The organism is Actinomycetospora chibensis (assembly GCF_028737215.1).
GTDB classification, from domain to species: domain Bacteria; phylum Actinomycetota; class Actinomycetes; order Mycobacteriales; family Pseudonocardiaceae; genus Actinomycetospora; species Actinomycetospora chibensis.
In genome coordinates, this window is record NZ_JAQZAM010000016.1 from 59,808 (window position 1) to 79,135 (window position 19,328).

21 protein-coding genes are annotated in these 19,328 nt (G+C 73.4%); 9 read left to right on the plus strand and 12 right to left on the minus strand.

Annotated features, from left to right (window positions below; genetic code table 11):
• The first annotated feature begins 81 nt into the window (after positions 1-81).
• Both PH189_RS22960 and PH189_RS22965 read left to right on the plus strand, forming a co-directional pair.
• Positions 82-756 carry a GntR family transcriptional regulator gene (locus PH189_RS22960; RefSeq protein ID WP_274191159.1) on the plus strand — a complete coding sequence of 225 codons (675 nt, stop codon included), beginning with the start codon at positions 82-84 and terminating at the stop codon, positions 754-756.
• 28 nt (positions 757-784) lie between these two features.
• A complete protein-coding gene (locus PH189_RS22965; RefSeq protein WP_274191160.1) occupies positions 785-1,921 on the plus strand; it encodes an acyl-CoA dehydrogenase family protein in 1,137 nt (378 codons plus the stop codon).
• Here the strand turns inward: PH189_RS22965 and PH189_RS22970 are convergent.
• From PH189_RS22970 to PH189_RS22980, 3 genes are read right to left on the minus strand one after another with little or no spacing between them, the layout of a single operon-like run.
• The gene (locus tag PH189_RS22970; protein WP_274191161.1) at positions 1,909-3,612 is read right to left on the minus strand and encodes a class I adenylate-forming enzyme family protein; all 1,704 of its coding nucleotides are present in this window, start codon (positions 3,610-3,612) and stop codon (positions 1,909-1,911) included. The genes PH189_RS22965 and PH189_RS22970 overlap by 13 nt on opposite strands.
• On the minus strand, positions 3,613-4,659 hold the full coding sequence (locus tag PH189_RS22975) for an LLM class flavin-dependent oxidoreductase (RefSeq protein ID WP_274191162.1): 1,047 nt from the start codon (positions 4,657-4,659) through the stop codon (positions 3,613-3,615). It abuts the gene before it with no gap.
• 59 nt (positions 4,660-4,718) lie between these two features.
• Entirely contained in the window at positions 4,719-5,129 is a 411-nt protein-coding gene (locus PH189_RS22980) for a GlcG/HbpS family heme-binding protein (protein ID WP_274191163.1), read from the minus strand.
• Between the two features lie 231 nt (positions 5,130-5,360).
• On the opposite strand from PH189_RS22980, the gene PH189_RS22985 reads away from it, so the two are divergent.
• Positions 5,361-5,972 carry a sulfite oxidase-like oxidoreductase gene (locus PH189_RS22985; protein WP_274191164.1) on the plus strand — a complete coding sequence of 204 codons (612 nt, stop codon included), beginning with the start codon at positions 5,361-5,363 and terminating at the stop codon, positions 5,970-5,972.
• Positions 5,947-6,705 carry an FAD-binding oxidoreductase gene (locus PH189_RS22990; protein WP_274191165.1) on the plus strand — a complete coding sequence of 253 codons (759 nt, stop codon included), beginning with the start codon at positions 5,947-5,949 and terminating at the stop codon, positions 6,703-6,705. Before PH189_RS22985 ends, PH189_RS22990 begins: the two co-directional genes overlap by 26 nt.
• Before the next feature lie 9 nt (positions 6,706-6,714).
• Here PH189_RS22990 and PH189_RS22995 read toward each other — a convergent pair whose 3' ends face one another.
• Complete coding sequence (locus PH189_RS22995) at positions 6,715-7,071, minus strand: UBP-type zinc finger domain-containing protein (RefSeq protein ID WP_274191166.1); 357 nt, start codon at positions 7,069-7,071, stop codon at positions 6,715-6,717.
• On the minus strand, positions 7,068-7,424 hold the full coding sequence (locus PH189_RS23000; protein ID WP_337994183.1) for a GNAT family N-acetyltransferase: 357 nt from the start codon (positions 7,422-7,424) through the stop codon (positions 7,068-7,070). Before PH189_RS23000 ends, PH189_RS22995 begins: the two co-directional genes overlap by 4 nt.
• 187 nt (positions 7,425-7,611) lie before the next feature.
• On the opposite strand from PH189_RS23000, the gene PH189_RS23005 reads away from it, so the two are divergent.
• Together PH189_RS23005 and PH189_RS23010 are read left to right on the plus strand one after the other, a co-directional pair.
• Complete coding sequence (locus tag PH189_RS23005; protein WP_274191167.1) at positions 7,612-8,823, plus strand: thiolase family protein; 1,212 nt, start codon at positions 7,612-7,614, stop codon at positions 8,821-8,823.
• Positions 8,820-9,530, plus strand: a complete 711-nt coding sequence (locus PH189_RS23010; RefSeq protein ID WP_274191168.1) for an SDR family oxidoreductase — start codon at positions 8,820-8,822, stop codon at positions 9,528-9,530. Before PH189_RS23005 ends, PH189_RS23010 begins: the two co-directional genes overlap by 4 nt.
• Positions 9,531-9,845: 315 nt before the next feature.
• On the opposite strand, the gene PH189_RS23015 is transcribed toward PH189_RS23010, so the two are convergent.
• Positions 9,846-10,949 carry an IS110 family RNA-guided transposase gene (locus tag PH189_RS23015; RefSeq protein WP_274191169.1) on the minus strand — a complete coding sequence of 368 codons (1,104 nt, stop codon included), beginning with the start codon at positions 10,947-10,949 and terminating at the stop codon, positions 9,846-9,848.
• A 101-nt stretch (positions 10,950-11,050) separates the two neighbouring features.
• Positions 11,051-12,358 (minus strand): hemolysin family protein, encoded by a 1,308-nt coding sequence (locus PH189_RS23020; protein WP_274191170.1) that lies wholly within the window; start codon positions 12,356-12,358, stop codon positions 11,051-11,053.
• Positions 12,359-12,616: 258 nt separating this feature from the next.
• Between PH189_RS23020 and PH189_RS23025 the strand changes: the two genes are divergently transcribed.
• Entirely contained in the window at positions 12,617-12,817 is a 201-nt protein-coding gene (locus PH189_RS23025) for an Lsr2 family DNA-binding protein (RefSeq protein ID WP_274191171.1), read from the plus strand.
• Between the two features lies 1 nt (position 12,818).
• Here the strand turns inward: PH189_RS23025 and PH189_RS23030 are convergent, their stop codons facing one another.
• The 5 genes from PH189_RS23030 to PH189_RS23050 are packed head-to-tail and all read right to left on the minus strand — an operon-like array spanning position 12,819 to position 17,242.
• A complete protein-coding gene (locus PH189_RS23030) occupies positions 12,819-13,367 on the minus strand; it encodes a VOC family protein (protein ID WP_274191172.1) in 549 nt (182 codons plus the stop codon).
• Positions 13,364-14,374 (minus strand): LLM class flavin-dependent oxidoreductase, encoded by a 1,011-nt coding sequence (locus tag PH189_RS23035; RefSeq protein WP_274191173.1) that lies wholly within the window; start codon positions 14,372-14,374, stop codon positions 13,364-13,366. Before PH189_RS23035 ends, PH189_RS23030 begins: the two co-directional genes overlap by 4 nt.
• Positions 14,371-14,742, minus strand: a complete 372-nt coding sequence (locus PH189_RS23040) for a nuclear transport factor 2 family protein (RefSeq protein WP_274191174.1) — start codon at positions 14,740-14,742, stop codon at positions 14,371-14,373. The genes PH189_RS23035 and PH189_RS23040 overlap by 4 nt, the downstream gene beginning before the upstream one ends.
• A complete protein-coding gene (locus PH189_RS23045; RefSeq protein WP_274191175.1) occupies positions 14,739-15,851 on the minus strand; it encodes an LLM class flavin-dependent oxidoreductase in 1,113 nt (370 codons plus the stop codon). The genes PH189_RS23040 and PH189_RS23045 overlap by 4 nt, the downstream gene beginning before the upstream one ends.
• Positions 15,851-17,242, minus strand: coding sequence for a phytoene desaturase family protein (locus tag PH189_RS23050; RefSeq protein WP_274191176.1), 1,392 nt, complete (start codon positions 17,240-17,242; stop codon positions 15,851-15,853). The genes PH189_RS23045 and PH189_RS23050 overlap by 1 nt, the downstream gene beginning before the upstream one ends.
• An 80-nt stretch (positions 17,243-17,322) precedes the next feature.
• Between PH189_RS23050 and PH189_RS23055 the strand changes: the two genes are divergently transcribed.
• Together PH189_RS23055 and PH189_RS23060 are read left to right on the plus strand one after the other, a co-directional pair.
• Positions 17,323-18,201, plus strand: coding sequence for an LLM class flavin-dependent oxidoreductase (locus tag PH189_RS23055; protein WP_274191177.1), 879 nt, complete (start codon positions 17,323-17,325; stop codon positions 18,199-18,201).
• Positions 18,202-18,343: 142 nt separating this feature from the next.
• A complete protein-coding gene (locus PH189_RS23060; protein WP_274191178.1) occupies positions 18,344-19,225 on the plus strand; it encodes an endonuclease domain-containing protein in 882 nt (293 codons plus the stop codon).
• The last annotated feature ends 103 nt before the right edge of the window (positions 19,226-19,328 follow it).

A 19,328-nucleotide genomic window follows, 5' to 3' on the forward strand; every position in this document is an offset into this window, starting at 1 on the left:
TGCGTGAGGTGCCCGTGATCGTGAGGGGAGGGGCGGGCAAACCTCTCGGCGCGACAAATCCCATAGGATATGGTCGCGCTCGTGGACACCGGCCTGCTCGGCGACGCCCCGGCGCTCCCCGAGCGCGTGGAGCTGCAGCTCCGCGAGCGGATCCTCGCCGGCGACCTGCGCCCCGGTACCTTCCTGCGCCCCGACCGCCTGGCCGTCGAGCTCGGCGTCAGCCCCACGCCGGTGCGCGAGGCGCTGCAGGCGCTGCGCGCCGACGACATGGTGCGCGCCCTGCCCCGCCGCGGGTTCGTGGTCGCGCCGCTGGAGCGCGGCGACGTGATCGACCTGTTCGCCGTCCAGGCCCGGATCACCGGCGAGCTCGCGGCCCGCGCCGCCCGTGCACTCGACGCCGAGGGCCTCGCGGGCCTCCGGGTCCGCGCCGCGGAGGTCGATGCGCTCATCGAGGCCGGCGAACCCGGCGACCTCGCCCAGGCCGAGCGCCGCTTCCACACCGCGCTCAACCGCGCGTCCGGTGCCCGCAAGCTCGCCTGGCTCGTCGGGCGCGCCGCGCACTACCTGCCCCCGCGCTTCTACACCGACCGCCGCGCCTGGCGCACCGCCACCGTGGCGGCCCACCGCACCCTGCTCGACGCGCTCGCCGCGGGCGATCCCGACACCGCCCGCGCGGCGATGGAGGGCCACGTCCTCGACGGCCGCGACCTGCTCGTCGCCCACCTGGAGGCCGTCGGCTTCTGGGACGAGACCTGACACCAGAAGAGAACACCGGAGGCCGACGATGCCCGTCACCCTGACCGAGGAACAGCAGGACTTCGCGAACGCGATCGGCGAGTTCGCCCGCCGCGAGGTGCCCGACAAGGCGCGTCGCGACGAGCTGACCGCCGAGGGTCCGCACTCGATGGAGATCTATCGCAAGATGGCCGACCAGGGCTGGCTCGGCATCGCGCTGCCCGAGGCCTACGGCGGCTCCGGCGGGTCGATGACCGACCTGCTCGTCTTCCTCGAGGAGACCTCGTACCACCAGATTCCCATCGGCGGCTTCGGCACGACGATCATCACCGCGGCGGCCCTGGAGCGCAGCGGCTCCGAGGAGCAGAAGCAGCAGCTGCTCGGCGAGGTGATCAACGGGGAGCTGCTGGCGATCTCGATGTCCGAGCCCGGCGCCGGGTCCGACGTCGGCGGCCTGACCTGCAAGGCCGAGAAGACCGAGAACGGCTGGGTGGTCAACGGCCAGAAGACGTGGTGCTCCAACGCCCACATCTCGAAGCACATCCTGCTGGTGGCGCGCACGTCCACCGACGGCGGCAAGCACGACGGCCTGACGATGTTCATGGTGCCGACCGACGCCGACGGGCTCGAGATGCACGGCATCGAGACGATGGGCGGCAAGGAGGTCAACGACCTCTACTTCACCGACTGCCACCTGCCCGCCGACGCCGTCGTCGGCACCGAGGGGCAGGGCTGGCGCCAGCTCATGGCCGGGCTGAACCTCGAGCGCATGATCCTCGCCGGGCTGATGCTCGGGCTCGCGCGCCGCGCGTTCGACGACACCGTCGCCTACGTCAAGGAGCGCCACCAGTTCGGCCGGCCGGTCGGCAGCTTCCAGGCCATGCGCCACCGCATCGCCGACAACGCCACCGAGCTCGCGGCCACGAAGCTGCTGGTGCACGACACCGCGCGCACCATCGACGCCAACCCGGGCGCGCTGTTCCCGCGCGAGGCGTCGATGGCCAAGCTCAAGGCCACCGAGCTGGCCAAGCACCTCTCGCTCGAGGGCATGCAGATGCTCGGCGGCTACGGCTACGCCACCGAGTACGGCATGGAGCGCCTGCTGCGCCAGAGCGTCGTCTCGACCGTGTACGGCGGCACGAGCGAGATCCAGCGCGACATCATCGGTAAGTCCTACGGACTCTGAGGGGTCTCCGCCAGCTCGCCGCGCAGCGTGTCCTTGAGGACCTTGCCGGTCGCGGTGCGGGGCAACGGGCCCCCACGCCAGATCACCGTGCCGGGCACCGCGAACGATGGCAGCGCCCGGCCGAGGGCCTCCTGCAGCGCGCCGGTGTCGGGCGCGCTGCCGGGGGCGGCGACGAGCACGGCGGCCACGTCCTCGCCGAGACGCGGGTGCGGGATCCCGACGACGGCGGCCTCGAGCACGCCCGGCTGCGCGAGCAGTGCGGCCTCGACCTCGCCGCAGTAGACGTTCTCCCCGCCGCGGACGATGACGTCCTTCGCGCGGTCCACGACGAACACCCACCCCTCGCGCCGCAGCCCGAGGTCACCGGAGGACAGCCACCCGTCGCGCAGCACGGCGGCGGTGGCCTCGGCGTCGCGCCAGTAGCCGCGCATGATCTGAGGGCCGCGGAAGCACAGCTCGCCCACGACGCCGTCGGGCACCTCGGTGCCCGTGGCCGGGTCGACGACCCGTAGCTCCGCCCCGGGGACCGGGCGGCCGACGCTGTCGGGGTGCGCGGCGTAGTCGGCGCCGGTGTTGGCGCAGATCGCCGACGTGGTCTCCGTGGCGCCGTACCCGTTGGCCGCCGACGCCCGTCCCGCCAGCTTTGTGGCCACCCGCTGCACCAGGGGCGGGGGGATCGGGGCGCCGCCCATCGCGATGCGGGTGAGCGACGCGGTCTCGCGCGGGTGGTCGACGGCCAGCTCGACGACGTCGCGCAGCACCGCGGGCACGCCGGACGCGGTGGTCAGCGCCTCGGAGGCGATGAGGCGCAGCGCCTCGTCGGGGTCCCAGTGGTGCAGCAGCGCGAGCGTCGCGCCGGACAGCACGGCGCCGTAGAGGCCGTTGAGCCCGGCGATGTGGAACATCGGGTAGGCCAGCAGCGTGCCGGGGCGCGTGGGGGCGGCCGCGGCATCGCCCCGCCGCGCGGCGGCCAGCGCGACGGCGCGGCCGAGGCACGCGACGTTCAGCGCGTTCGTCATGTGGTTGCGGTGGCTGCTGACGACGCCCTTCGGCCGGCCCGTGGTGCCGGAGGTGTAGATGAGCGTCGCGGTGTCGTCCGGCGCGACGTCCACCGCGGGCGGCGCCTGGTCCGAGCGACGCACGACGTCCTCCCAGGCCACCACGCCGGCCGGGGTCGGGTCCTCGCCCCGCACCCGCACGATCGTCGGGAGGTCCGGGTGGCCCGCGAGCGCGGTGACCCGCTCCGGATCGGCGACCAGCACCCGCGCTCCGGCGTGCCCGAGCGCGCCGGCGAGCTGGTCACCGGTCCACCACGCGTTGAGCGGCACGGCGACGAGGCCGGCGACCATCGCCGCCCAGAACGCCACCGTCCACTCGGGCACGTTGCGCATCCCGATCGCCACCCGGTCGCCCGGGCGCAGCCCCTGTTCGTCGACCAGCCACGCGGCGAGCCCTGCCACCGAGCGCCGGTGCTCGCCGTAGGTGCGGCGCTCGTCGCCGTAGACGGTGAACACGCGGTCGTCCGGTGCGGGCGTCGTCAGGTAGAGCTCCCGCAGCGTGTGCGGGCCGCGCTGGTGGACGCGCATCGGGACGCCGTCGACGGTCGTGGGGACCATCGCGAACTCGCCGCCCGGCGCGGTCAGCTCCGCGAGCACCGGGCCCAGGCCGACGCGCTCGGCGTGGTCGGTCATCTACGCGGCGGCCTTCCACCCCAGCGCCGGCCCGAGCTTGGTGGCCATGTCGGTGAGGATCTGCACGTAGTCGGCGTGCTCGAAGGTGAACGGCAGCGCGAAGACGACCTCGCGCACCTCGCGGAACGCCGGGTCGGCGTACAGCTTCTCGGCGACCTCCTCGGACGTGCCGAGCACGTCGGGTGCGGCGAGCAGCCCCGGCCCGGGCGGGCCCATCGGCGCCGCGGTGCGCGGGGTGCGCTTCTCGACGTAGGCCTCGTACTTCGCCCGCTGCTCCGCGGTGGCCGAGTCCGTGGGGATCACGACCAGGCCCTGCGACACCCGCGCGGAGTCGCCGGCGGGGTGGTGTGCCTTGAACAGCGCGATCTGGCGCTGCTGGATCGCCGCGAAGTCCCACTTCCCGTCGGCCTCGAGGTCGCTGTCCTCGGGCTTGATGATGTTGCTCGTGAGCAGGTTCAGGCCCTGCTCGGCGGCCCACTGCGTGGAGCGCTTGCTCCCCGCGCCGTACCAGATGCGCTCGCCGAGCCCGGGGGAGTGCGGCTCGACGCGCGCCGAGAACTCCTCGAAGCCCTGCGTGCCCGAGAACGTGCTCACCGGCTCGCCGCGCACCATTCGCAGCAGCCGCGCGACGCGCTCGTAGGAGAGGTCCTCGACGTCAGCGGTGTCGGGGTAGAGCGCGCCCTTGACGTCGTCCCAGTGGATCGGCGGCCCGACGCTGAAGCCGGGCTCCAGACGCCCGCCGGACAGGATGTCGACGGTCGCGAGGTCCTCGGCCATCCGCAGCGGGTTCTCCCAGCCCAGCGGCGTGACAGCGGTGCCCATCGCGATCCGTGACGTGCGCTGCGACGCGGCGGCCATGATCGCGATCGGCGAGGAGATGCCGGTCTGGAAGTGGCGGTGGCGCAGGTAGGCGCTGTCGAACCCGAGCTGGTCGCCGAGCTCGATGACCTCGAGCGTGCTCTCCATGCCGGGGCCGGGGTCGTCCCCGTCGAACAGGCCGAGGGTGAGGAAGCCCAGCTTCTCGAGCGGGACGTCGGGTGTCGGCATGGCGATTCCTCCCGGGACGCGGCACCCGGATCAACGCCCCGGGGCCCGGGATGTTCCCCCTACAGCGCCGCGGCCGCCGCGGTGGCCACGGCCTGGTCCTGCTCGCCGGTGCCGCCGCTGACGCCCACGGCGCCGACGACCGAGTCGCCCGACATGAGCGGGACGCCGCCCGCGAAGATCATGATGCGGCCGTGGTTGGAGTCCTGGATGCCGTAGAACTGGCCGCCGGGCTGGGCGTTCTCACCGAGGCCCCCGGTCGACACGTCGAACGCCCGGGCGCTGAACGCCTTGTTGATCGCGACGTCGACGCTGCCGATCCAGGCCTGGTCCTGCCGGATGTGGGCCACGAGGACGCCGCCCACGTCGACCACCGCGATGTTCACCGGCTGGCCCTGCCGTGCCGCCTCCTCCTCGCCGGCCGCGATCACGCGGCGGGCGTCGTCCAGGGTCACGGTCTCGATCGAGCGCATGGCGGGTCCTCCCGGCGGTCCCCGGACGGGCACGTCGATCGGTCGACGCCGCCTCGCCTCCGGGCCGGAACTCATCGTGGTCCCTGCCGGAGGGACGCGTCCAGTACGGCGCGTCGCCGGGGTCGCCCCCGCGCTGCGCCGTTCGCGGGCACCTCCGAGGGGGCCGGACTGGCTAGTGTCGACGCCGGGCGACGCGGCCCGTCCTGGCCGGAACGCACGTGAGACGGAGTGATGAGCGTGGCGACGACCCGCGGTTTCCTGGGGCGGCGGAAGGAGCGCGACCCGCGCCTGCCGCCCGGGCAGTACGACGTCGGGGCCGGGTGGCCGGTGCTCACCGCCGAGGCCACGCCGCGAGTGGACGCCGAGAAGTGGAGCGTCACCGTCGACGGCCTGGTCGACACCCCGACGACCTGGACGCTCAGGGAGCTGCGGCTGTTGCCGCCGTCGGTGTACGCCGGCGACATCCACTGTGTGACGACGTGGTCGAAGCTCGACACCAACTTCACCGGGATCTCGGTGGACACCCTGTTCGACGCGGTGGGGGTGCGGCCCGAGGCGAGGTACATCGTCGAGACCTCGACGACCGGCTACACCACCAACCTCCCGATCGAGGACGTCACCGGCGGCAAGGCGTGGCTGGTGTGGGAGCACGAGGGCAAGCCGTTGACGCGCGAGCACGGGGGGCCGGTGCGGATGCTGGTGCCGCACCTGTACTTCTGGAAGTCCGCGAAGTGGATCTCGAAGATCACGTTGCTGGACCACGACGAGCCCGGTTTCTGGGAGGTGAACGGCTATCACGAGCGAGGCGATCCCTGGCGTGAGCAGCGCTTCGACGGGGACTGAGGACCAGTTCGGCGCGCCCGAGGACCACGTGGGCGGCCCGAACGACCGGCGCGCGGCCGCCAAGTGGCGCGACGCACGTGTCGTCGAGGTCGCGCACCCGGCCGTCGACGCGGTGGTGCTGCGCCTGGCCGTGCCCGAGCGGGTGCAGCACCACCCCGGCCAGCACTACGTGGTGCGCCTGCGCGCGCCCGACGGCTACACCGCGCAGCGCTCGTACTCGGTGGCCTCACCACCGGCCGACGACCTCGTCGAGCTCTTCGTCGAGCGCATCGAGGACGGCGAGGTGTCGGGCTACCTCGCCGACGTCGTCGAACCCGGCGACGAGCTCGAGGTGCGCGGACCCATCGGGCGCTGGTTCGTCTGGAACGGGCGTACCCCGGCCGCCGCGATCGGCGGGGGCAGCGGCGTCGCCCCGCTGGTCGGAATGCTGCGGCACGCCACCGGTCTCGGGCACCCGGAGCGGCTGCGGCTCGCGGTCAGCGCCACCACCCGCGCGCGTCTGCCCTACGCCGACGAGCTCGAGGCCGCCGGTGCCCGGATCGCGCTCACCCGCGAACCGGGCGAGCACGCCGGGCGCCTGGACGCGGCGGCGATCGCCGAGCTCGTCGACCCGGCCGAGACGGTCTACCTCTGCGGCTCCGCGCGCTTCACCGGCGCCATGGAGACCCTGCTCGTCGATGCCGGCCAGCCCGAGGGCAGCATCCGCGTGGAGCGCTTCGGCCCCACCGGGTAGTGACCCGGGTCAGTGGAGCCGGCGCTGCCAGTCCTGCGGCACCCGGTCGGTCGGGCCCGGGGTGCCCTGGTCGGCGGGGTGGTGCCGCGGGCCGGCGAGCACCGGGCCGTGGGACACCGTCCCGTCGCGGTCGTCGAAGAACCAGTCCTCGCCGGGCTCGAAGCTCGTCAGGATCGGGTGTCCGGCGTCGCGGGCGTGGTGGGTGGCGTGCTGCCCGGGCGAGGAGTCGCAGCAGCCGATGTGCCCGCAGGCGGCGCAGCGGCGCAGGTGGAACCACCACCCGCCCGTCGCGTCGCACTCCACGCAGCCCGTGCCGGAGGGCTGGGCGTGCGGGTCGATCTCGGGGCCGTTCTCGCCGTCGCTCACGACGCCTCCTCGGTCGGTGCGTCCAGGCCGAGCGAGCGCCGGTCGTCCGGCGGCACGTCGGCGAGGTACTCGCGGTGGGTGCGCAGCCAGCGCCGCGCGTAAGGACAGCGGGGGACGACGGCGACCCCCTCGGCGCGGGCGGCGTCGAACACCGCCTGCACGAGCCGACCCGCCAGGCCACGCCCGCCGTAGGCCTCGTCCACCTCGGTGTGGATCAGCACGATCGCTCCCGGCGTCTCGTGCCCCCGACGGCGGCGCACGGAGACGTGGCCCGCCTCGACGCCGTCGACACGCAGCACGAACGCCCCGCGGTCGGGGTCCTCGTCCACCCGGACGTCGCTCTCGTCGTCCATCGGTCTCCTCCCGTGCGGTCCGGCCCCCGACCCGCCTCCATCCTGCTCCTGCGGACGGCGGGACGCCCGTGACCCGCGGCACCCGGCGTTGACGGCGGCCACACCCGGGCGCAGGATCGGGACCGATCGGTCCGGGACCACTTGGTCCGCTTCCGGTCCGGCGCCGGTCCGACACCGAGGAGGAACCATGAGGGACGCGGTCATCGTCGACGCCGTGCGCACCCCGCTGGGCCGGGGGAAGCCCGACGGCGCCTACGCCGGGGTGCACCCGGTGGACCTGCACGCGCACGTGCTGCGGTCGCTCGTCGAGCGGACGGGGCTGGACCCCGCCGAGGTGGACGACGTCGTGGGCGGCGCGGTCGGGCAGGTCGGCGAGCAGAGCGGCAACACGACGCGGTTCGCGGCGCTCGCCGCGGGCTTCCCGGAGTCGGTGCCGGGGGTGACGGTCGACCGCCAGTGCGGGTCAAGCCAGCAGGCGCTGTCGTTCGCGGCGCAGGGCGTCGTCGCGGGCGGCTACGACATCGCCATCGCCTCGGGCGTGGAGTCGATGTCGCGCATCCCGATCGGCAGCCAGACGCGGGTGGACGGGGTCGGCCAGGACGTCGCCGGGCCGTCGGTCGGTGCGCGCTACGCGCCGGGCCTGATCCCGCAGGGCGTGAGCGCCGAGCTCATCGCGCGTCGGTGGGGCCTGTCGCGCCAGCAGCTCGACGAGTTCGCGCTCACGAGCCACCAGCGCGCCGCGAGCGCCTGGTCCGACGGGCGCTTCGGCGGCGAGGTCGCGCCGCTGAAGACGACGCGCGCCGACGGGTCGGTCGGCCAGCTCGAGATCGACGAGACGATCCGCCCGGGCACGACGGCCGAGGCGTTGGCGACGCTCCGCACCCCGTTCGCCGACCCGCGGTGGACCGAGCGGTTCGGGGACATCGACTGGACGGTCACCGCCGGCAACGCGAGCCCGTACAGCGACGGCGCCGCGGCCCTGCTCGTCACGACCTCCGAGATCGCCGCCGCGCACGGCTGGACGCCGCGCGCCCGGGTGCACACCGCCACGGTCACCGGCGACGACCCGATCCTCATGCTCACCGGCATCATCCCGGCGACGGCCAAGGTGCTCGCCCGCGCCGGCCTCGCGATCGGCGACATCGACGCCTTCGAGGTCAACGAGGCGTTCGCGTCGGTCGTCCTCGCCTGGCTCGCCGAGACCGGCGCCGACCCGCGGAGGGTCAACGTCCACGGCGGCGCGATCAGCATCGGCCACCCGCTGGGCGCGAGCGGTGCACGGCTCGCGACCACCCTGCTCGGGGTGCTCGAGCAGACCGGCGGGCGCTACGGCCTGCAGACCATGTGCGAGGCGGGCGGCACCGCGAACGCCACCATCGTGGAGAGGATCGACCGGTGATCATCTCAGGAGCGAACGCCCTGGTCACCGGGGCCAACCGCGGGCTCGGCGCCGCGCTGGTGGCGGGACTGCTCGCGCGCGGCGCGGGCACGGTCTACGCCGCCGCGCGCGATCCCCGCACCGTCGGACACGTGGCAGCGCACAAGGACCCGCGCGTCGTCCCGCTGCGCCTCGACGTCACCGACCTCGCGTCGATCCGGGCGGTCGCCGAGCGCGCCGACGACGTCGACCTGCTGGTCAACAACGCCGGGGTGAGCGGGGCCGGCTCGCTGCTCACGGCCGATCCCGAGCGCGCCCGCGCCGAGATGGAGACCAACTTCTGGGGCCCGGTCACGATGCTGCGGGCGTTCGCCCCGGTGCTCGCCGCGCGCGGCGGGGGCGCGGCCGTCTCGGTGCTGTCCGCGCTGTCGTGGGCGGCGATGCCCGGCGCCGGCGCCTACTCGGCGAGCAAGGCGGCGGCGTGGTCGTTCACCAACACCGCCCGCGCCGAGCTCCGCGACCAGGGCACGCTGGTGGTCGGCGTGCACCTCGGCTTCATGGACACCGACATGGTCGCCCACCTCGACGTCCCGAAGGTCGCCGCCGCCGACGTCGCCGACCGCATCCTCGACGCGGTGGCCGCGGGCGAGGAGGAGGTGCTCGCCGACGGCCCGGCCCGCGTGCTCAAGGACGCCCTCGCCGGCCCGCCGAAGGGACTGGAGATCTGATATGGAGTGCAGTTCTGTCAAGTGAGCAGGGGCTTCGGGCCTCGATGGTTCGCATCGTGGCTGTTCAGGGCGTTGTGGGCCGGCGGGGCCGGAAGGGATGGAGGCGTGTCGGCTCGACGCGCGGTCAGACTGATATGCGCGGGTTGGTTACCGCATGACCGGATGTTCGTCGGGAGCGTTCCGCGGCTCTAGGGGCGAGCGTCGCCCAGCCGCAGCGGTGCCGCGGTGAGTTGCTCATAGATCTATCGCGGGTCACTCCTCGCGCTGCCGGCATCCCTTCCGGCGCCCGCCGGGGTCTGTGGACTCGCTGCTGGCTCAGACGGCCGGGGAATCGTGGCGGTCCTGGTCGAGCATCGCGAGGCTCCAGCACCAGCCGGCGAGCTCGCGAGCGACGGCGACCGCGGAGATGGTTGGGCGCTTGCCGCGCTGCTCGAGACGACACCATCGCTGGTGCAGACGCCGGTTGCCGGCCTCGGCTCGGTCTCGAACCGCAGCGGGCTGCCCGTCAGCGCGACGAGCGCGTTCACGGCTGGCGCGCAGTGGGCGGCGGTGGTGCCAGGCGGCTTCGACCAGCAGCCGGCGGGCGTGACCGTTGCCCGTCTTGGTGATCGGCCCCTGGACCCGCCGGGCCCCGGAGGAGAACTCCGAGGGCACCAATCCGAGATAGGCCCCGATCGTCGAGCCGGTGAAGCGATGCCAGTCGGCGACCTCGACGCATAATGCGGTCGCGGTCAATGTCGAGACCCCGCGCAGGCAGCGCAGCCGCCCGACCGGGCCGGCCAACGGCTCGGTCGCGGCCATCTCTTCGATCGCAGCGTCGAGGCGGTCGCGGCGCGCGTGGACTGTGAACACCGTGTCGAGGGCCTCGTCGAAGGCGAGCTGCACCCCGCGCCGGTCGAAGCGGTGACTGCGCAACCAGTCCTCGTGCGCGCCGGTCCAGGCGCTGTGTTCCCAGACCAGCCCTTGACGCAACAGCAGCTTGGAGAGCCGGTGCCGGGCACGCATCAGATCTCCGCGGCAGTCCTCCCGAGCTCGCACCAGGTCCCGAGCGGCTTCCTCGGCCTCGGTGGGCACCCGCACCCCGGGCAGTTCCCCGATCCGCAGCAGCCGCGCGAGCCGTTCCGCGTCGCGACGGTCGGTCTTGACCTTGTCCCCGGCCGGGCGCTCCAGCTTCGACGGGGCCACCACCTCACACGGCACTCCTGCCGCGTGCAGCGCCCTGGCCAACCCGAACCCGGTCGGGCCGGCCTCATAACAGGCCACTACCGGACCGGGCTGAGCCCTGACCCAGTCCACGATCTGATCGTTCCGCGCTCCGATCCGCTGACTCCGAATCTCGCCTGCGGACTCATCGATGGCGCACCCGATCACCGAACGCGCGTGAACGTCCAACCCGACCCAACTACCCTCACCAGGCACCGGCGCCTCCCCGTAAATGCGGCACCGCCACCAGCGACGGTGACCCGCGCCAACTTACGAGCGGAGGCGCCGGCCTCCATACGGTCTAGGGCCCCACAGACTCAGGTCTCGGTCGACGACTCCTGCGCGTCCCTCACCAGCGGGGTGATCCGCACCCGCTCCACGCGGTGGCGGTCGACGGCCACCACCTCGAACCGGTGGCCGAGGGCCTCGACGACGTCGCCGACCTCGGGCGTGCGTCCCAGCCGGTGCAGGACGAACCCGCCGAGGGTGTCGTAGGGCCCGTCGGGCAGCTCGAGACCGGTCTGCTCGGTGACGTCGCTGCGGTGCAACAGGCCGTCGACGTCGTAGGCGCCCTCGTGGCGCGGGCGCACCGGCACGGCGGGGTCGTACTCGTCCTGGATCTCGCCGACGATCTCCTCGACGAGGTCCTCCACGGTGACGATCCCGTCGGTGCCGCCGTACTCGTCGATCACCACCGCGAGGTGCCCGCCCCCGCGGCGCAGCAGCGTCAGGGTGTCGAGCACCGGCTTGCTGCCGGGCACCACCGTCACCGGGCGGGCGAGGTCGCGCAGCAGGGGCGGTGGGCCGTCCGGACGCGGGCGGGCCGTGAGCAGGTCGCGGACGTGCACGAAGCCGACGACGTCGTCCACCGACTCGCCGATGACGGGGTAGCGGGAGTGCGGGCGGTCGCTGATGTGGTCGACGGCGTCGGCGGCGGTGTCGTCGGCGGACAGGAAGTCGACCTCGGTGCGCGGCACCATGACCTCGCTGATCACGCGGTCGGTCACCGCGAAGGCATCCGAGAGCAGACGGCGCTCGGCGTCGGTGAGCGTGCTCGTGGTGCGCACCATGTCGCGCAGCTCGTCCTGGCTGACCTCGTCGCCGGGGTCCTTCGGGTCGACCCCGAGCACGCGGACCACCGCGTTGGTCGAGCGCGAGAGCAGCCAGATCAGCGGGCGGGTCAGGGTCGCCAGCCGGTCGAGCACCGGGGCCGCGACCAGCGCCACCCGCTCGGGCTGCTGGAGGGCCAGGCGCTTGGGCACCAGCTCGCCCGCCACGAGCGACAGGTACGACACGAGGGCGGTGACGACGAGCAGCGCGGCGGTCGCCGCGAGCGCCACCGGCAGGCCCCAGCCCTCGAGCACCGGCTCGAGCCGCGTCGCGATGGTCGCGCCGCCGTAGCTCGAGGCGAAGAAGCCGGTGAACGTCACGCCGATCTGGACCGCGGACAGGAAGCGGTTGGAGTCGCCGCGCAGTTTCTCGACGGCGCGGCCGCGCCCGCCCCGCTCGCCGAGCGCGGTGACCTGGCCCGGGCGCAGCGCCACCAGCGCGATCTCGGCCGCGGCGAAGAACCCGCCGACGAGCACGAACACCAGCACCAGCGCGAGGTTCAGCGCGACGTCCACCCTGTGATCCTGACAGCCGGGAGGTATCGGACCGGTCGGGACCGGTGTGCTCACGGGCGATGGGACTCCCCGGCGCGGCCCGAGTCCTCGGTCGGGTCGCGCCACGTCCTCCTCGTCGTGCCCGCAGGGGTCCGAGCGCATCCTCCGCGGCGAGGAGGGGTCGACGGCTGGTGTGACGTGGGTAACCTCGGAGGTGCCGCCCGTCAGGGGCGGTGATGTCCCGACGACGGTGACGACGATGTCATCGGAGGTGGACCGATGTCCGACGACGCGCGACGCGAACCCACGGCTCCCCGCGAGCGGCACGACGACGACCAGCCCGTACGACAGGGCAACGTGCACGGCATGGTCGAGGCAGCCCGGCTGTGGGCCCGCCAGCAGGGCCTGCCGGTGCCGACGAACGGGCCGCTCCCGCACGAGGTGATGGCGCAGTACAAGCGCCGCCAGACCTGGGAGTAGGTCAGCCCGGGCCCTCCCGCAGCACCGCCCGTTCGTCGTCGGTGAAGACGACGCGGCCGGCGAGCACGTCCTCGAGCGTGATGCCCTCGGCGGGCTCGTCCCACCGCAGCGTGGTGTCGGCGAGCTGGAGCAGGGTGCCGCAGCCCGAGCGGGGCCGCACGAAGGCCTCGCGCCAGGCGGGGTTGCGGACGTCCACGTCGACGACCTCGTAGCCGTGGCCCTCGAGTCGGGCCACGGCCACCTCGACGTCGGCGACGATCAGGGTGATGTGGTGGACGCCCGGGCCCCGCTTCTTGAGGAACCGGGCGACCGGGGCGTCGTCGCGCAGCGGGGAGATCAGCTCGATCTTCATCCCGCCGGGCAGGACGAACTGCGCGACGCGGATGCCCTGGTGGTCGTTGTCGCCACCGAACAGGAAGCGCCCGCCGAGGGTGTCGCCGAACAGGGCGGCGCCCTCGCGCGGGTCGGCGACGGCCACGGCGACGTGGTCCATCCGCAGCACGCCGGCGTCGGGCGGGAGGGCCGGTGACGCTGATGTCCCGGGGATCACGACCGCACCGCCGCGGCGTCGGCCACGCGGGCGATCGTCTGCGCCGGGCCCTCGGCGTCCCCGGGCACGGCGCCGGGGGTCAGGGCGATCGGCAGGTCGACGCCTGCCTCGCGCAGGGCGGCGACGCGCGCGGCGACGTCGTCGCCGGTGCCGAGCGCGCACATCGCGGCCACGGCGTCGTCGTCGACGGCCCGCAGGGCCGCCTCCCGGTCGCCGGCGGCCCAGGCGTCGGCGGCGCGGTCGAGACCGGCCAGGCTCGCGCGGAACGAGGGTCGGTGCGTGGGCACCATCGCGTACTGCAGCACGAAGCGGCGCATCCGCTCGCGCGCCTCGTCGACACGGTCGCCGGCGTAGGCCCAGAACGACGCGGCGATGCCGACCTCGTCGGGGTCGCGGCCGGCCTCGCGCGCGCCCTCGCGGACCAGGGCGATCTTCGGGCCGTACTCGTCGGGCGGGGTCCAGGTCAGGAAGGCGACGTCGGCGATCGCGCCGGCGAGGCGCAGCATCCGCGGGTTCATGGCGGCGAGCACGATCGGGACGTCGACGGGAGCCAGCCCCGCGCGGAACCCGTGCGAGCGCACGTGCTCGCCGTCGACGTCGGTGCGCTCGCCGCGGAAGATCGCGCGCATCGTGGCGACGTACTCCTCGATCCGGGCGCGAGGGGCGTCGAAGCCCAGGCCGTGCCACTGCTCGACGATGATCGGGCTCGAGGCGCCCAGCCCGGCGAGCACCCTCCCGGGGGCGAGCGAGGCGAGCGTCGTGAAGCCCATGGCGGTGAGCACGGCGGTGCGGGGGTAGACGCCGACGATCCCGCTGCCGAGCCGGATGCGGGACGTGGACGCGGCGATCATCCCGAGCATGGCGAACACCTCGGGCCCGGCCACCTCGCCGACGAGCACGTCGGAGTAGCCGTGCTCCTCGGCGAGGCGCGCGAGGTCGAGGTACTGGCCGGCGGTGAGGCCCTCGTCGACCGGCAGGGTGACGCCGAGGCCTCGCAGGACGGTCATCGGATCATCTTTCCCACCGCCGCCGTGTCGTACCAGGTGGACAGGCGCGCGATCCGTGTCCCGTCGTCGGTGAGGTCGAAGACGTCCACGGCGTCGAACTCCACGGGATCGCCCGCCGTGGTCCGGCCGCTGAAGTGGATCTCGACGAGGACCACGGTGCCGGCAACGACCACCCGGGTCGGCTCGTCGTGGTGGACCGGGAGCGCGGCGAGGACCTTCGGGAAGTGGTCGGCGATCTCCTCGCGCCCGTGCCGGGTCGGGGCGCCGACGCTGACCAGCTCCGCGTCGGGGGCGAAGACGTCGCGGATCGTCGCCCAGTCCTCGTCGTTGACCGCGGCGAAGTAGCGCTCGACCGCCGGTGGCGTCACGGGGCGAGCCTCTTGCGCAGCTCGGACATCGCGCCGAACGACCAGCGCGCCAGGCTCGGGTCGCCGAACGCGGTGATGTTCCACATGACGAGGTGGCGCAGGCCCTTCTCGACGTACTCCTCGACCTGCTCGGCGACCTCGTCGGGCGTGCCGCAGAACGCGTAGTGGCGCACCACCGCCGGCGGGATCGCGTCGATGATCCGCAGGGACTCGGCCCGGTCGATGGCCGTGGGGATGAAGTCGTGGAAGCCACTGCCGTCCGGATAGGGCCCCTCGACCCCCAGATCGCGGAACACCTGCGCGGGCAGCAGCACGCACAGCGCACGGACGAGCGGGGCCTCGGTGAGCCGCTGCACGGTCTCGGCGTCGGGGCCCATGAGGACGTAGCCGAGCATCCCCGGGGTGATCGCGTCGGCGTCGCGCCCGGCCTCGTCGGCGGAGGTGCGGATCGTGCGGAGGGCGCTGCCGTACTCGTCCGGCGAGAGCTTGGTGGGCAACCACCCGTCCGCCTTGCGCCCGGTGAGGCGCAGCATCCGCGGGCCGTGGGCGGCGGTCCAGATCTCCGGGGCCGTCTCGCCGTAGGGGCGCAGGCCGAGGACGGCCCTGTCGAGACGATGGAACCGGCCCTCGAAGTCGACCGGGCCGTCGGCGTCCATGAGCAGGCGCATGACGTCGATGCCCTCGTCGAGGCGGGCGACGGGCCTGTCGAACGGCATCCCGTAGGGCGTCGCGTTGAGTTGCTCGCCGCTGCCGAGCCCGATGATCGCGCGGCCCTTCGTGACGTGGTCGAGCGTCAGCGCGGTCTGGGCGGCCATCGCGGGGTGGCGGCGGATGAGGTCGGTGACGCACACGCCGACCTTGATCCGCTCGGTCGCCGCCCCGACCACGCCCATCATCACCGCGGGGTCGAAGTAGACGTGCGGGTTGGGCTGGAGGTCCGCGAGTGGCGTGAGGTCCGGCGTCCACATGGTGTCGGGGTGCCACCCCATGAGGTGGTCGGGCCACCAGACCGCGTCGAAGCCCTCGTCCTCGCTGCGCTTCGCGAACTTCACCGCCGCCTCGGCCGGCGGCATGATCTGTCCGGGGACGCCCAGTTCCAGCCGCGTCATCAGTAGCGCCACCCGTCACCGAAGGTCGACAGGCGCCGGCCGAGGTACTCCTCGACGACGGTGACGGCGGCCCGCGCCGCGCGGTCGGTGCCGATACCCCGGCTGCGGAACGTCTCGCCGGCGAACCACAGGCCCTCGGTGCCCGGCGGGCGCCAGTGCGGCCGGTACATGCCCACGAGCCCGGGCTTCTGGATCACGCCGAAGCTCGGCTCGAAGACGAGGTGCCTGCGGCGCCAGACGGACTTCGCGAAGCCCGGCCACATCTCGGTGACGTCGGCCTCGAACTGCTCCATCTGCTGCCGCAGCCAGGCGTGGTCGCGGCCCTTCTCGCCCGGGAAGATGCCGCCCATGACGTGCAGTTGCGTGCCCTCCGGCGAGCACGAGGGGTCCATCGCGGTCTGGTTGAACATGAAGCCGCTGAGCGCGGTGTTCGGCGTGCGCAGCCACGTCGAGAGCTCGCGCGGGTCGTACTGGTGGACAGGCTCCTCGGTGGCCAGGTAGAGCCCGAGCCACGAGATGCGGAACTGGTCCTGGGCCAGGAACTTGATCTGCGCGGCGTACCAGTCGGGGAGGTCGCCTTCGTCGACGACGTTCAGCACGTGCCACACGGGCAGCGTGCAGATCACGTGGTCGGCCTCGAGGATCTCCTCCTCGAAGAACTCGTTGGGCAGCACCCGCGGCTGCCGGGCGATCGCGACGCCCTTGACCTGACGGTTCTCGATGACGACGCGCTCGACGGGGGTGCCGAGGCGCAGGTCGCCGCCGGCCGCGGTGAAGGCGTCGGCGAGGTCGGCCCACATGCCGTCCCAGCCCTGTCCGGGCCAGCAGGAGTAGGCCGCGGTGCCCCGCTCGGCGAAGTGCATCTTGCGGACGAAGAGGTTGTCGCTGGCGGAGTGGTCCCACCAGTTGTCGGTCATGCACTCGAGGACGGTGATGAACTCGAAGAGGTCGACGACGCCCTGGTCGTCGGTGTGCTGGTGCAGCCACTGGCGCAGCGGGCGGTCGTCCCACCGGTCGAGCTCGTCCCACTCGGTGTTCAGCAGCGCCTTGATGACCTTCTTGAGCTCGCCCTTGCTGCCCGAGTAGCGGTCCCGGATCGAGCCCCAGCGGTTGTTCTCGTGGTCCCAGACGGGCATCTCGGCGGAGACCTCGCCGTGCTGCAGCGTCTTGCCGACGTGCTCGAAGACCTTCGTCAGGCCGGAGCCCGGGTCCTCGATGAGGTGGCCGCCGACGTTGACGGTGAACCCCTCGTCGGGCACCGCCATGCCCCGTCCGCCCAGGTACGGCGAGCGCTCGAGCAGGCACACGCTCCTGCCCTCGACCGCGAGCAACGACGCCGCCGTCAGCCCCGCCGCACCGGCTCCGATGACCACGACGTCGTACTTCGCCACGAGGGGCCTCCCGTCTACCAAACGACCGTTCGAGAGCGTGGCAAGGGCGCGGGGTCGGGGTCAAGCGGCATGATGCCCCGGTGGCGACCACTCCCAAGTTCGGCTGGCTCTCCCCGGTGATCGGGAACAGGTGGAGCGACCACCGACCCATCGCTGCGGACCAGGACACCGCGATCCTCCCGACAGCGCTGCCGCACTTCGACTCGCTGTGGATCGCCGACCACTTCTGGGGCTTCGACCAGAAGTCCGACCCGTTCCTCGAGGCGTGGACGACGCTGACGTGGCTCGCGGCGCGCCACGAGAACGTCGAGCTCTGCCACCACGTGCTCGGCGTCGGCTACCGCCACCCGCCGCTGCTGGCGAAGATGGCGGCGACCCTGCAGTACCTCAGCGGCGGGCGCTTCGTGCTGGGCATCGGCGCCGGCTGGCGCGAGCCCGAGTACGAGGCCTACGGCTACGACTTCCCCCGGCCCGCGGTGCGCTTCGCGCAGCTCGAGGAGGCGATCACGATCTGCCGCCGGATGTGGACCGAGATCGATCCGTCCTTCGAGGGCCGGCACTACCGCATCGAGGGCGCCGCGGCCCCACCGCTGACGGATCCGCCGCCGCGCGTCTGCGTCGGCACCGCCGGCGAGCAGATCGGGCTGCCCCTGGCCGGGCGGCTCGCGGACATGTGGAACGGCCCGTTCAAGGGGGAGTCCGACGACTTCGTCCGCCGCTACGACATCGTGCGGCGCGCGGCGGAGGGCGCCGGCCGCGACCCGGACGCGATCGAGGTGTCCGTGACGCTCGAGCGCACCCTGCCCGAGAGCGACGCGGAGTCCGAGCGGCTCGTCGAGGAGCTCGCGGCGAAGGTCGAGGCCGGCGTCGACCACTTCGTCATGGACTTCGGCAACCCGGCCTCGACCGAGCCCGTGCTGCGCTTCGCCGAGCAGGTGGTCGCGCCGCTGCGGGGGTGATCGCGGCCCCCTTCCCGTGATCACGAGCACCTCATCGCCGCTCGTTGAGCCCGCGAGGTCGATGACGCGCCCGTGATCTTCGCTCGAGAGATGCAGGCCGTGCACAGGGAACCGCTGGGTCGTCGCAGCCCTCCAACCCGGTATGGACCTCTCGACACCCTTCCGCGGCAGCGCGGCCGTCCGCGCCGGGGCGACCACCCGGCGGCGGCTCGACGGACCCACCTTCGACCGCCTGGGCTACGACACGTACGTCGCCGCCGCCACCGTGCTCGACCTCCGGGGACGTGCGACGGCGGCGGCGCTCGCCGTGCCCGGCTCCGTCGTCGGCGGTCACGCGGCCGCCGACATCCTCGGGGCGGACTGCGCACCGCGGAACGCGATCGTCGAGCTCGTCGTCGGACGTCGCCGTGTGCGTCCCCGCGCCGGCGTGCGCCTCCGGCAGGACGTCCTCACCGACGAGGAGGTCACGCCGTACGAGGGCGTCACGGTGACCTCGCCGCTACGCACCATGTTCGACCTGGCGTGCACGCTCGACCACGACGAGGCCGTCGTCGCCGTCGATGCGCTCGCGCACCGGTACCGGCTCGATCCCGGGCTGCTGCTCGCCTACCCGGCCGCCCGGGAGAACCCGCGCGGCGGCCGGAGGTTCGCCGCCGTCGTGGCGGACGCCGACGCCCGGGCCGAGTCACGGCCGGAGACCCTCGCCCGGCTCCTCATGCGCCGCGCCGGGCTGACCCCGACTCCGCAGCTCCCCGTCTACGACGCGTGGGGCGTCTTCGTCGGTCGCCTGGACTTCGCGTGGGAGGACTGCAAGCTCGGCGGCGAGTACCAGGGCGACCACCACCGCACCGATCGCGATCAGTGGCTCCGCGACGCGTCCCGCACCGCCGACTTCGCGTCCTGTGGCTGGTCGATCCTCCCGATCACCTCGGACGACGTCTTCCGCCGGCCCGCCGAGTTCGTCCGACGGACCCGGGCCGCCGTCGACGCTCGTCGCCGCGAGCTGGCGGCACGCTCACGCTGATCACGGGCGCGCTGTGCACCCTCGACCGCCGACCTGCGTGCATGAGGTGCCCGTGATCTCGGCTGCCGCGGAGCACCCTCGACCGCCCTCCGGCCGCCCCGAT